10 protein-coding genes are annotated in these 10,672 nt (G+C 45.6%); 5 read left to right on the top strand and 5 right to left on the bottom strand.

Annotated features, from left to right (window positions below; genetic code table 11):
- Positions 1–280: 280 nt before the first annotated feature.
- The 5 genes from CE058_RS09500 to hprK form a co-directional block, all read right to left on the bottom strand.
- Positions 281–832, bottom strand: a complete 552-nt coding sequence (locus tag CE058_RS09500) for an acyltransferase (protein ID WP_048009324.1) — start codon at positions 830–832, stop codon at positions 281–283.
- Positions 829–1,476 carry a pyrophosphatase PpaX gene (gene ppaX / locus CE058_RS09495; protein ID WP_048009325.1) on the bottom strand — a complete coding sequence of 216 codons (648 nt, stop codon included), beginning with the start codon at positions 1,474–1,476 and terminating at the stop codon, positions 829–831. Before ppaX ends, CE058_RS09500 begins: the two co-directional genes overlap by 4 nt.
- A complete protein-coding gene (locus CE058_RS09490) occupies positions 1,466–2,413 on the bottom strand; it encodes a nucleoside recognition domain-containing protein (protein ID WP_163142230.1) in 948 nt (315 codons plus the stop codon). The genes ppaX and CE058_RS09490 overlap by 11 nt, the downstream gene beginning before the upstream one ends.
- Before the next feature lie 24 nt (positions 2,414–2,437).
- The gene (gene lgt, locus CE058_RS09485; RefSeq protein ID WP_163142227.1) at positions 2,438–3,262 is read right to left on the bottom strand and encodes a prolipoprotein diacylglyceryl transferase; all 825 of its coding nucleotides are present in this window, start codon (positions 3,260–3,262) and stop codon (positions 2,438–2,440) included.
- A 406-nt stretch (positions 3,263–3,668) separates the two neighbouring features.
- Positions 3,669–4,604: an HPr(Ser) kinase/phosphatase gene (gene hprK, locus CE058_RS09480; protein WP_048009328.1), complete on the bottom strand. Its 936-nt coding sequence runs from the start codon at positions 4,602–4,604 to the stop codon at positions 3,669–3,671.
- Between the two features lie 350 nt (positions 4,605–4,954).
- Between hprK and CE058_RS09475 the strand changes: the two genes are divergently transcribed.
- The 5 genes from CE058_RS09475 (at position 4,955) to nagB (ending at position 10,645) form a co-directional block, all read left to right on the top strand.
- On the top strand, positions 4,955–6,334 hold the full coding sequence (locus CE058_RS09475) for a PTS transporter subunit EIIC (RefSeq protein WP_163142224.1): 1,380 nt from the start codon (positions 4,955–4,957) through the stop codon (positions 6,332–6,334).
- Positions 6,335–6,566: 232 nt separating this feature from the next.
- Positions 6,567–7,637 (top strand): DUF871 domain-containing protein, encoded by a 1,071-nt coding sequence (locus CE058_RS09470; protein WP_163142221.1) that lies wholly within the window; start codon positions 6,567–6,569, stop codon positions 7,635–7,637.
- Positions 7,637–8,536, top strand: a complete 900-nt coding sequence (murQ, locus tag CE058_RS09465; protein WP_163142218.1) for an N-acetylmuramic acid 6-phosphate etherase — start codon at positions 7,637–7,639, stop codon at positions 8,534–8,536. Before CE058_RS09470 ends, murQ begins: the two co-directional genes overlap by 1 nt.
- 187 nt (positions 8,537–8,723) lie before the next feature.
- Positions 8,724–9,914 carry an N-acetylglucosamine-6-phosphate deacetylase gene (gene nagA / locus CE058_RS09460; RefSeq protein ID WP_163142215.1) on the top strand — a complete coding sequence of 397 codons (1,191 nt, stop codon included), beginning with the start codon at positions 8,724–8,726 and terminating at the stop codon, positions 9,912–9,914.
- On the top strand, positions 9,911–10,645 hold the full coding sequence (nagB, locus tag CE058_RS09455; RefSeq protein ID WP_048009333.1) for a glucosamine-6-phosphate deaminase: 735 nt from the start codon (positions 9,911–9,913) through the stop codon (positions 10,643–10,645). Before nagA ends, nagB begins: the two co-directional genes overlap by 4 nt.
- Positions 10,646–10,672: the final 27 nt, after the last annotated feature.

Raw genomic sequence — 10,672 nt, 5'->3', positions numbered from 1 at the left:
CCTTGGGGTGACAAGCATAAGACGAGCAGATGGTGGGGAGTGCTTTTCTTCCCATCAGCTGATTGGCTTATGACCTCGAGCCCCTAGGAGCCACAGCTAGATTGGGCAGTTTGCCCCCCACTTATCCTCCTTTGATTCCTCTGAGTCTTGAAATGGGGGTCTTACTGCCCGTTAGACTGCGATAAAAAAGACTCCTTTTTTTAAAAAGGAGCTTACTTATATAGTTTGTTCTTTTTTCTATAGGTTATTTGAAGTTATTGATTATAAAAACTCCGCCAGCCTAAGCAAGCGGAGTTTTATTATTATCTGCACCATATATCGGATCGTCCGCCCAGCGAGCGGCAAGCTCTTCCTTTGTATAGATGACACGCATAGGGTTGCCGCCGACAAAGGCTCCGGCCGGGACATCTTTATGGACAAGCGTTCCGGCTGAAACAATGGCTCCATCACCAATTGTGACACCCGGCAGTATAGTTGAGTTAGCGCCAATCATGACTTCACTGCCAATATCAACCTGGCCAAGGCGGTATTCCTTAATCAGATATTCATGAGCGAGGATTGTCGTGTTGTAGCCAATGACCGTGTTGCGGCCGACACTTATTTTTTCCGGGAACATGACATCCAGCATCACCATTAGTGCAAATGATGTCTGGTCCCCCACCTTCATTCTCAGAAAATTACGGTAGAGCCAATTTTTCATTCCCAGAAATGGCGTATAGCGCGCAAGCTGAATCACAATAAAGTTTTTGACAACCTTCAGGAACGGAACCGTTTTATACACATGCCAGAGAGAATTGCCTCCCTCTACCGGAAAACGCTCCGTTTTTCTCATTGATTTTCTGCCTCAAGGATATCGAGCAGGTCAGCCATATTGTCCAGCATATAATCCGGTTCAAAGCGCGCGAGGAATTCGCGGCCTTTCGCTGTCCAGGCAACACCAGCCGTTTTCGTGCCGGCGTTTTTTCCGCCATCGATATCGTGTGAATTATCGCCGACCATAATGGCTTCCTCCGGCTTCGCATCCAGCAGGCTCAACGCCTTCAAGATTGGCTCCGGATCCGGCTTTGGCTTATCCACATGATCAAGCGTGACAACCACATCGAAAAACTGATCAAGATTAGTCAGCTTTAAGCCCTTTTCAACTACATTGGAAACTTTCGTCGTAACAATGCCCAGTTTATATCCTGATTCTTTTAAAGTCCGAACCGTTTCAAACACGCCGGCAAATTCCTTCACCAGGACGTCGTGGTTCTTAATATTGTACTCCCGGTAAACCGAGATCATCTCCTCCACTTTTTCCGGGTTGATGGATTCAAATGTTTCATGCAGGGTTGGCCCCATGAACGGAAGAACATCTTCCCGCTGATAGCGGTCAGGATAATATTTTCCGAGCGTATGCAAAAACGAGGAAATAATCAATTCATTTGTGTCAATTAATGTTCCATCTAAATCAAATAATAGTGTGTTAATGCTCATATGTTGCTTCCTTTCTTTTTGCCAGATCAGCACGGTTCCAAATCATCGCCACCACCAGTGTCAGAATGATCGCCACACCCAGGCGGATCAGCAGCAGCGGCAAGACCGGAATGCCAAGCGGCACGAAAATCAGTGTATCTTCAACGACCGCATGACAGGCTACAAGGAAAATAAATGCGATCGTTACATCTTTTTTGCTGACGCCATCTTCCTCTACAGCCTGGATCATGACACCCGCCCCATAAGCAAGGCCTATCAGCAATCCGGCTGCAAGGGTTGTAGACGTATTTTCTTTCATTCCAAGTCCCCTTGTCACAGGCGCCATCCATCTTGAAAAGACAGCAAGCCATTGCTTATCTTTTAAAATCTGAATAATGATCATCAGCGGAATGACGATGATAGCAAGCTGGAGAATGCCGAGCAAAGCAGTCTGCAGTGCATCCAGCAGGATTGGCAATGCCCCCGACATCTGCTCTTCTTTTGCCGGAATAAATCCGTACTTAGCCGTTTCGGATCCGCCCTGCCAAACAAGGTTGATAACAATGGCACTCAACAGCGCCAATCCGAAACGGACGGTAAGAACGACCCAAAGCTTAACGCCAACCTTCAAAGCGACTCCCGTTTCAATCAGCATATTATGTGAAAACGACAGCATGACGGCAATAATAAACACTTCTTTAACCGTTAAATCGAGCGTAAGGATAGCTCCAATTCCGGCATACAAATTCAAGAAGTTCCCCAAAACAAGCGGTATGGCTGCATCTCCTGACAGCCCGATCAGATTCATAAGGGGTGTGATCAGCTTGATAACCCATGGAAGCACCGGCGTATGCTGCAGCAGTGCCACAATCAGCGTGACCGGGAATATGACTTTCCCGAGTGTCCATGTTGTCTTTAAGCCGGCCATCAGCCCCTTTTTGGATGATTCAACCAGCATCTCTAATACTCTCCCCTATGTGTGTTATTTCCCCTCGGCTTTATCCAAATAACGAGCTTTGGCAAGACCTTCTGCTCTTCTATAAAAAATCAGAACCAGCGCCACAATAATAAGAACGATAGATATTGTCTGAGCAATTCTTAAATTCTCCGTAAGCATCAGGCTGTCGGTACGGAGGCCTTCTACGAAGAATCGTCCGATCGAGTACCAGATAACATACGAGAGGAAAAGCTCTCCGCGCCTTAAGTTTGCTCTTCTTAATAATATAAGGATGATAAATCCAATGATATTCCAGATGGATTCATATAAAAACGTCGGATGATAATAAGTTCCGTTAATATACATCTGGTTAATGATAAATTCAGGCAGATGCATGTTCTCCAGAAACGCACGGCTGACTTCCCTCCCGTGCGCCTCCTGATTCATGAAGTTGCCCCAGCGGCCGATTGCCTGCCCCAAAATGATGCTTGGCGCTGCAATATCAGCAAGCTTCCAGAACGAGATTTGCTTTTTCTTTGCGAAAACATAAGCGGTGATGACAGAACCAATTAAAGCTCCATGAATGGCAATTCCGCCATTCCATATTTTGATGATTTCACCCGGGTTCTGCGAATAAAAATCCCATTGAAATATAACATAATAGATCCTTGCGGAAATAATCGCAATCGGGATGGCCCACAGCATTAAATCGGCAAAGATGTCCTTAGGGAGTCCCCTTCTTTCCCCTTCCCTCATCGCGATAATGAGAGCCAGTGCAATGCCGAGGCCGATAATCAGACCATACCAGTGGACCTGAATCGGCCCAAGGGAAATGGCAATCGGATCTAACGGCTGAATATTGTTTTCCATGATCACTTCTCCTTTCGAAAAGCGCAAGGCGCCCGCTTATCGGCGACAAGCATAAGACAAGCCGGCATGAAGGTTGTTCTTTAAACTTTGTGCCGGATTGACAGAAATGTTGAGGCGACTGCCCAGGGACGACTAGCATAAGACGGTCCCTGTAAGAAGGCGTTTTTTCCTTCTGGAAGGGAACGGCTTATGACCTCGAGTCCCTAGGAGCCGAAACAAGACAAGCTTATGACCTCGAGCCGATGGCGCCTGGAGCTAGACAGTTATCAAATTTGAAAGATATAATTTCTATTAATTCTTTGAAAGCGCGGAGGCGCCCTTTATCTATTCTTTTTTGAAGCCTGATGAGGATTAACAGCTTTCAATCAAACGTTTGATTGAAAAATGGTTGACCAGTTTTCACAGATTAACGATCATCATGGTCTCCGTCTTCAATCACATCTGAGAGGCGGTTCGTGAACTGTTCGGCTGCATTCATTCCCATTCTCTTTAAGCGGAAGTTCATGGCAGCCACCTCAATGATGACAGCGAGATTTCGTCCGGGTCTAACCGGAATGGTCAGTTTCGTAATCTCCGTATCGATGATTTTCATTTTTTCTTCATCAAGGCCGAGACGATCGTACTGTTTTTTCGGGTCCCACAGCTCCAAATTCATAACCACAGAGATTTTCTTATAGCTGCGGACAGCTCCAGCACCGAACAGTGTCATAACATTGATAATGCCGAGACCGCGGATTTCAAGCAGATGTTCAATCAATTCCGGTGAATTTCCCACCAGGTAATCTTCATCTTCCTGCCTGATCTCCACACAGTCATCCGCAACAAGGCGGTGTCCGCGTTTTACTAATTCGAGTGCCGTCTCGCTTTTACCTACTCCGCTCTTACCTGTTATCAGCACCCCTACCCCATAAATATCAACAAGGACGCCGTGAACAGCTGTCGTTGGAGCAAGCTTGCTTTCCAGAAAATTTGTCAGCAAACTGGAAAAACGGGTCGTTTTTTGCTTGGAGCGAAGCAGCGGAACCGATTCTCTCTCGGCTGCTTCAATCAGTTCTTCAGGGATATCAAGTCCTCTCGTCACGATTATGCCGGGCGTAATATCTGTACAGAGGCGTTCAAGCCGGATTTCCCGCTCAGAATTTGTTAACTTTTCAACGAAAGACAGTTCCGTTTTTCCGATCAATTGAACGCGTTCAGCCGGATAATAATCAAAATAACCTGCCATCTCCAAGCCCGGACGTGAAATATCACTCGTTGTAATCGGCCGGTTTATGCCTTCCTCTCCGGCAATCAATTCAAGCCCAAATTTTTCTATAATATCTTTCGTGCGCACTTTTACCAAAATAAGTTCCTCCTTTAATGCTGGCACTGCCGGATGATCTCTTTATATGTAACTCTTTAATTCTTTAAGTTCATGAAGTTTCACTCTATTTTAGCACTTTTTAACCCAGAACCAAATTTCTGAAATCGAATTTTTTAAAATTAACTCTAGGCCCATATGCTTAATCCTGTTTAAAAAGGACAATTTTCAGGATTGTTATGCGTATAAATATGATGACATGCCCATATAAAAATATATAAATGGTATAGACAACTATACTTAACCTTGGTAAGATGGGGATGTAAGCGAATTCATTTATTTTTTTAGCTCTTATTACGTTTATTCATTTTAAAAAAGAGGGGGAAAAGCTCATGCGTAAAGAAGAACGTTTGGCGAAAGAGATTACGGAGCAGTTGGGCGGCACAGGCAATATTGCGGAACTGGCCTCCTGCATGACCCGTCTTCGCGTGAAGCCGGTCGATGAAAGCAAAGTCAATCTGAATGGCATCAAGGATATTGACGGAGTTATGGGTGTTGTGGAAGCAGAAACACTCCAAATCATACTGGGACCAGGAATCGTCACCAAAGTAGCTGACGAAGTTTCCAGAATGACAGGCAAAAATGTTTCTTCCGTTGATGATGAAGAAGAGATTGACACTTCATTGGAGGGTCTGGCAGCCCGGACGAAAGCCGGACTCAATGAGAAAAACGCTACACCTTTCAAACTGTTTTTACGAAAAATTGCAAGTATCTTCATCCCGCTGATCCCGGCTATCGTTGCTTCCGGTTTGATTGCAGGGATCAATAATGTAATTATCAAATCAGGCGGAGATCCGGAATCTACTCTTGTGCAAATGCTTGATCTGATTGGCTGGGGTTTATTCGGTTACCTGGGGGTATTTGTTGGTATTAACACAGCAAAGGAGTTTGGAGGATCTCCTGCTCTGGGCGGTGCGGCCGGTATTCTATTAATCAATCCAGGCCTTGCCAATATCACTTTGTTCGGTGAAGCGCTGGTGCCGGGCCGTGGAGGACTTATCGGTGTCATGCTCGCTGCTGCATTGGTGGCCTTTTTGGAAAAAAGAATCCGCAGAGTCGTTCCTTCAGCTGTTGATATAATCGTAACACCGACACTTGCATTATTAATTACAGGCTTTGCAACCTTCTTCATCCTGCAGCCTGTTGGCGGATTCCTGTCAGATATCATTACTAAAGGCCTGCTTGGCATACTTGATGTCGGCGGCATCCTGGCTGGATTAGTACTTGCCGGAACATTCCTTCCTTTAGTTGTAACTGGTTTGCATCAAGGTTTAACACCAGTTCACATGGAATTGATTAACTCAATCGGCGATGACCCGCTGCTGCCGATTCTTGCAATGGGCGGTGCAGGCCAGGTAGGTGCGGCATTCGCCATTTATTTCAAGACAAAAAATGCCCGTCTGAAGAGAGTCATTAAAGGCGGACTTCCGGTTGGAATGCTTGGAATCGGCGAACCGCTTATTTTCGGGGTTACCTTGCCGCTGGGACGCCCATTCCTGACAGCATGTCTTGGAGCTGCTGTCGGCGGTGCTTTCCAGGCGTTCTTCAAAATTGCTACAGTAGCAATCGGGGTTTCCGGCATACCGCTTGCCTTTCTCGTTCACACCAATCAAATCATACTGTATCTGATTGGCCTATTAATTGCCTATGCTTTTGGCTTCCTGTTCACATGGCTGTTCGGATTCAAAGAGGAAATGGCTAAAAATATATAAAAGCGGAAGCGCCTTGTCCACCCCGATACCTCGAGGGGCTAGGCGCTCCTCCTAAAAGCTAACGCTTTTAGTCGTGCGATGATGATGCTGTCCAAGCGTTCCTTGTGGAGCTAGACAGTTATCCATACTCAAGATTTTATATTTTCTAATTTAGGAGAAGGAGGAGCCATTCCTCCTTCTTTACTTATGAGTCCCCGTTTTTACAAAATTCAGATTTAAAGAGGTGACCAGGATGCTTGGAATATCAGTTTACTTATCAGAAGAGCGTCAGTATCAAAATGCGGAATGGATAGAAAGGGCGGCTTCTCACGGCCTCACTTCCATTTTCACATCCCTCCATATTCCCGAAGATGACCACAGCACTTATAAACATTTACTTCAGAATCTTGGGGCTTTGGCAAAGCAGCATCATATGGAACTCCTCGCAGATGTTTCTCCCCAATCATTGGGCCATTTAGGATTGGACTGGGATTCGATTGATACACTTCTCGAATGGGGCCTTACCGGAATCCGGGCTGATTATGGCTTCACTTCTGAACAGATTGTTGAACTCTCAAAAAAAATGAAACTTGGTATCAATGCCAGTACGATCTCTGCTGCAGAATTGCATGAGTGGATGGAACTGGGATTAAAAACCAATAATATAGAAGCCTGGCATAACTTTTACCCGCGGCCGGAAACCGGTTTGGATAAAGAATTTTTAATAGAGCGAAATAAGCTCCTAAAAGGCATGGGGATAACTACCATGGCGTTTGTGCCAGGAGACGGGGAACTTCGCGGGCCTATTTTTGCCGGTTTGCCTACTCTTGAAAAACACCGGGGCTCGTCACCTGTTGCTGCTGCGGCTGAACTGATGAACAGCTGCTGGACAGACAAGGTATTGATTGGTGACCATTCTGTAAAAGATAGGACTCTTGCACAGCTGGCGAAAATTGCGGTAGGTACAGTGCCTCTCCGGATCGAGCTGATCGGCGAACAAATCTATGAGGATCTTCTTAACAAACCTCATACAAATCGGATGGATCCTGCCCGGGATGTTGTCAGGTCGGTTGAATCAAGATCCTATGCCGGGCAGGGATCAAATAAATGGGAACCTGTAAACCAGCTGGAACGTAAAAAAGGCAGTGTCACAGTTGATAATATTCTATACGGCCGCTACGCAGGAGAGATGCAAATTACACTGGCAGATCTCCCTCATGATGAACGCGTGAATGTAATCGCCAGAGTAATAGAAGAAGATATGCCCCTGCTGAATCAGATTAAGGCAGGAACTAAATTTCAATTAATAGTGAGGGATAGATAATGAATATTACAAAGCTGAATACAGAGCAGCGAAACCCAAAAACAATGGAAATAGATTTAATGACAACAGAAGAAATTATTACAATCATAAATCAGGAGGATACAATTGTTCCTAATGCCATCGCAAGAGAAATCCCTCACATTGTAAAAGTGGTGGATGAAATTACGGAGAGCTTTAAAAAAGGAGGCCGCTTGATTTACGTTGGAGCCGGCACCTCAGGACGTCTTGGCATTATCGATGCTTCAGAATGTCCGCCGACATATGGAACAAACCCTGAAATGGTTGTCGGCATTATCGCCGGGGGCAAGGAAGCCATGACCGAGGCGGTTGAAGGTGCTGAGGATGACAGTGAACAGGGACGCCAGGATGTCGCCGATATTCAATTATCGGACAAGGATGTGCTTGTCGGCATTGCGGCGAGCGGCCGTACGCCATACACGATCGGAGCTCTTCAATACGGAAACGAAGTCGGTGCTGTTACTGTTTCAGTTGCCTGCACCAAAGATTCCGAAATGGGGAAAATCTCTAAATATACGATTGCACCTATCACAGGTCCGGAAGTGGTTACAGGCTCTACAAGAATGAAAGCAGGCACTGCACAAAAGCTCGTCCTGAACATGCTAACGACAGCATCCATGATCAAGCTGGGAAAAGTGTACGGCAATTTAATGGTAGATGTGCAGATGACAAATGAGAAGCTGTTTAAGCGTGCTGAGAATATCGTTAAAATGGCTACAGGTGCATCTGATGAAGAAGCCCGGGCTGCACTTAAAGAACAAAACTATCATACGAAGGCCGCTATTCTTCAAATTTTAACAGGATTAAAAGGTGAAGAAGCCGCCGAGCTTCTGAAAAAGCATAATGGCTACTTACGGGAAGCAGCTGCAGATACAAATTAATCATTATTTGGTATGTATTTCTCCTAAAACTCAAATAAATAGGATAGAAAGCGTCCGATCGCCTTCTATCCTATTTTTAGTTGTATAGACCAAAAAGTGTTAGAAAGTAAAATCCTTAAACTGGTATAGACATCTAATTACAAACCTTTTATAATAAAAGTATCATTCAAACGGAGATGAACTGAAAATGAGCCGTCTATTACTGAAAAATGCCAGAATCCTTCTGGAAAACAGCACGATTGATAAAGGTTTTATTTTAATAGAAAATGAACAAATCCTGCAGACTGGAACTTTGGAGGAGCTTCCTGCCATCGGCCAGGATACAGAAATTATAGAACTTTCCCATGAGCACACAATCAGTCCGGGGTTTATTGATGTCCACATACATGGCGCTGGCGGTTCCGATACGATGGATGCCACATTTATAGCGCTGAACACGATGGCCGGCGTTTTGCCTGAAGAAGGGACTACAAGCTTTCTGGCTACAACCATCACACAGGAAAAAGAAAAAATAGAAGCTGCACTGATCAATGCGGCTCACTTTCAAAAAGAACAAAATACTCCCGGCAAGGCGGAAGTAATCGGAATCCACCTGGAGGGCCCGTTTATTAACGAAGCAAGAGGCGGAGCCCAGCCGAAGGATCATATCCTTGAGCCTGATATTGAACTCTTTAAGCGCTGGCAGGAAGCAGCGGACGGAACGATCAAACTGATCACACTGGCACCAGAAAAAGCTAATGGCTATGAATTTATCCGCTATTTAAGTGAAAATGGCGTTGTCCCTTCAATCGGCCATAGTGATGCCATTTTCACCGAAATGGAAAAGGCTGTTCAGGCTGGAGCTAAACAGGTGACCCACCTGTTTAACGGAATGAGAGGCATGCATCACCGTGAACCTGGTGTTGCCGGCGCTTCGCTTTTATTTAAGGAATTGATCGTTGAAATGATCGCTGACGGCATCCATGTCCGTCCAGAGATGATCAAGCTTGCACTAAACGCCAAAGGCGCTGATGGTATGATCCTGATAACCGATTCGATGAGAGCCAAATGCCTGAAAAATGGCCATTATGATCTTGGCGGACAGGATGTAAAGGTCGAAAATGGCCAGGCACTGCTTGCTGACGGCACATTGGCTGGAAGCATCTTAAAAATGAAAGACTCCATAAAAAATATGATTGACTTTACAGATATACAGCTGCATGAAGCTGTCCGGCTTGCGAGCAGCAACCCGGCCAGACAGCTCAATATTTTCGACCGGAAAGGCAGCATTTCAGAAGGCAAGGATGCGGACCTGGTTGTACTCGATGAGAACCTTGAAGTTGCCATGACCTTCTGCCGAGGCGTCAAAGCCTTCGAACGTGAGGTGAAAGGGAATTGAAAATCATTCGAACAGCCGATTATCACGATATGAGCCGAAAAGCTGCCAGGCTGGTGATTGATAAAGTCCGCCGGCAGCCTGATATGACATTAGGGCTTGCAACCGGCAGTACACCTAAAGGAGTTTATGCCGAACTGATTAAAGATCATCAGGAAAATGGCACTTCTTATGCAAAAGCCACGACGATTAATTTGGACGAATATATCGGCCTGCCCCCAACTGATCCTAATAGCTACAGGCATTTCATGAATAGCGAACTATTTGATCATCTGGACATCCAGCTCGAAAACACGCATCTTCCCAATGGAGCCGCAGAAGATATGTCCAGGGAATGCGAACGGTATGAACAGCTGATCAAGGATCTGGTGGACATTGATCTGCAGGTGCTGGGAATCGGACGCAACGGACATATCGGATTCAATGAACCGGGCACTGCCTTTAACAGCCGTACGCATGTCGTGGACCTTGCGGAAAGCACGCGTAAGGCTAACGCAAGATTTTTCAGTTCTATAGAAGACGTTCCAGCCCAAGCCATTACAATGGGAATCGCTTCGATTCTTGATAGCCGGGAAATCATCCTGCTCGCATCAGGGTCAGCCAAGGCAGAAGCCATCAGACAATTGGTTAACGGAGAGCCTGATGAACAGTTTCCAGCGTCAGCCTTGAATCTTCATCCGAATGTAACCATCATCGCCGATGAAGAAGCACTTAGCCTCGTCAGTCAGGACTGATGATCAGTATAAATAGTGATAGGAGAA

The organism is Bacillus sp. 22-7, from assembly GCF_010628845.1.
In the GTDB taxonomy this organism is placed as follows: domain Bacteria; phylum Bacillota; class Bacilli; order Bacillales; family Cytobacillaceae; genus Cytobacillus; species Cytobacillus firmus_B.
This window is presented reverse-complemented; position numbering and strand designations above follow the sequence as displayed.

Coding starts and splice junctions, on each gene's coding strand:
- murQ (WP_163142218.1), top strand. CDS start 7,637: ATGAATATTACAAAGCTGAATACAGAGCAGCGAAACCCAAAAACAATG.
- CE058_RS09500 (WP_048009324.1), bottom strand. CDS start 832: ATGAGAAAAACGGAGCGTTTTCCGGTAGAGGGAGGCAATTCTCTCTGG.
- nagA (WP_163142215.1), top strand. CDS start 8,724: ATGAGCCGTCTATTACTGAAAAATGCCAGAATCCTTCTGGAAAACAGC.
- CE058_RS09475 (WP_163142224.1), top strand. CDS start 4,955: ATGCGTAAAGAAGAACGTTTGGCGAAAGAGATTACGGAGCAGTTGGGC.
- CE058_RS09470 (WP_163142221.1), top strand. CDS start 6,567: ATGCTTGGAATATCAGTTTACTTATCAGAAGAGCGTCAGTATCAAAAT.
- CE058_RS09490 (WP_163142230.1), bottom strand. CDS start 2,413: ATGCTGGTTGAATCATCCAAAAAGGGGCTGATGGCCGGCTTAAAGACA.
- lgt (WP_163142227.1), bottom strand. CDS start 3,262: ATGGAAAACAATATTCAGCCGTTAGATCCGATTGCCATTTCCCTTGGG.
- ppaX (WP_048009325.1), bottom strand. CDS start 1,476: ATGAGCATTAACACACTATTATTTGATTTAGATGGAACATTAATTGAC.